The sequence below is a fragment of the Rhodovulum adriaticum genome (assembly GCF_004345735.1).
In the GTDB taxonomy this organism is placed as follows: domain Bacteria; phylum Pseudomonadota; class Alphaproteobacteria; order Rhodobacterales; family Rhodobacteraceae; genus Rhodovulum; species Rhodovulum adriaticum.
Map to the genome: position 1 here is coordinate 1 of NZ_SLXL01000036.1, position 1,318 is coordinate 1,318.

Below are 1,318 nucleotides of genomic sequence, written 5' to 3' on the forward strand. Positions count from 1 at the left end.
CGAGACTGTGCAGAATTCTGTGCCCTGGCGTGGTAGCTCTGAGATGAGGAGACCCACGTATGAGCATCGACAAAGACCTTCTGGACCAGCTGATGGCAGGGCGTTCGCCCGGTGATCTCTTCGGCAAGGACGGCGTTCTGGCCGAGTTGACGAAGGCGCTGGCGGAACGTGCCTTGAGCACGGAGCTGGACGCGCATCTGACCGAGGAACGGACCGGTCCGCTGCCGGAGGGCCAGAACAAGCCGCCGAACCGGCGCAACGGGAGCAGCCCGAAGACCGTGACCACGGACAGCGGGAAGGTCGTTCTGGACATCCCCCGCGACCGCAACGGCAGCTTCGATCCGATCCTGATCGCGAAGTATCAGCGCCGCTTCCCCGAATTCGACACCAAGATCATCAGTATGTACGCGCGGGGAATGACGACCCGCGAGATCCAGGGGCATATCGAAGAGATTTACGGCGTCGAGGCATCCCCGAGCCTGATCTCGGCCATCACCGACGCGGTCATGGACGAGGTCACGGCCTGGCAGAACCGGCCGCTGGAGCCCTGTTACCCTGTCGTGTTCATGGACGCGATCCGGGTCAATATCCGCTGCGATGGGGCGGTCAGCAACAGGGCGGTCTTCGTCGCCCTGGCCATCCTGCCTGACGGGACCCGTGACGTTCTCGGCCTGTGGTTCCAGGCCAACGAAGGCGCCAAGTTCTGGGCCAAGGTGCTGAACGACCTGCGTAATCGCGGGGTTCAGGACATCCTCATCGCCGTCGTGGACGGGCTGAAGGGGTTCCCCCAGGCCATCGAAGCGGCCTTTCCCCAGACCCAGGTTCAAACGTGCATCGTGCACCTTCTGCGCCATTCTATGAGCTTCGCGAGCTACAAGGATCGCAAGGCCGTGGCTGCGGCGCTCAGGGCCGTCTACACGGCCGTCGATGCGGGGGCCGCCGAAGCCGCGCTGGCTGCGTTCGAGCAAAGCGACCTGGCCGCCAGGTATCCGGCGATCGCCCCAAACTGGCGGCGGGCCTGGAACGAGGTGATCCCATTCCTCGATTACCCGCCCGAGGTGCGCAGGCTGATCTACACAACGAACGCCATAGAGGCGCTGAACTCGAAGATCCGCCGCGCCGTCCGCACCCGGGGGCACTTCCCCAGCGAGGAGGCTGCAGCGAAATTGATCTATTTGGCGCTGAATGCTACCTCTCGGGAGTGGAAGCGCTCAGTCCGCGAATGGCACGCAGTCAAAAGCCAGTTCGCGATCATGTTCGAAGATCGCTTCCCGATGGCGTAAACAATGCGCCAGGGCACAGAATTCTGCACAGTCTC

General features: G+C 63.2%; 1 protein-coding gene. It reads left to right on the forward strand.

The window, feature by feature from the left end:
* Positions 1-59 precede the first annotated feature (59 nt).
* Positions 60-1,283 carry an IS256 family transposase gene (locus tag EV656_RS16430; protein WP_132605872.1) on the forward strand — a complete coding sequence of 408 codons (1,224 nt, stop codon included), beginning with the start codon at positions 60-62 and terminating at the stop codon, positions 1,281-1,283.
* The last annotated feature ends 35 nt before the right edge of the window (positions 1,284-1,318 follow it).

Excerpts from the sequence above, each read along its gene's own strand:
- EV656_RS16430 (WP_132605872.1), top strand. The coding sequence starts at position 60 with ATGAGCATCGACAAAGACCTTCTGGACCAGCTGATGGCAGGGCGTTCG.